Source organism: Pseudomonas sp. BJa3 (genome assembly GCF_026343815.1).
Lineage (GTDB): Bacteria > Pseudomonadota > Gammaproteobacteria > Pseudomonadales > Pseudomonadaceae > Aquipseudomonas > Aquipseudomonas soli.
Genome location: NZ_JAOXMC010000564.1, coordinates 1 through 234 on the forward strand (window position 1 = coordinate 1; position 234 = coordinate 234).

General features: G+C 70.9%; 1 pseudogene. It reads left to right on the forward strand.

Going from position 1 to position 234, the window contains the following annotated elements:
- A pseudogene (locus OH705_RS28800) lies at positions 1-234 on the forward strand (catalase-peroxidase); the annotation flags it as partial.

The window sequence follows — 234 nt, forward strand, 5'->3', positions numbered from 1 at the left end:
GTTCAAGCTGACCCACCGCGACATGGGCCCGCGCGTCCGCTACCTCGGCCCCGAAGTGCCGAAGGAAGAGCTGATCTGGCAGGACCCCCTGCCCCATGCCGACTACGCGACCATCGACGCGGCCGACATCGACGCGTTGAAGGGCAAGATCGCCGCGGCCGGTCTGTCCGTGGCGGAGCTCGTGTCCACCGCCTGGGCGTCGGCGTCCACGTTCCGCGGCGGCGACAAGCGCGG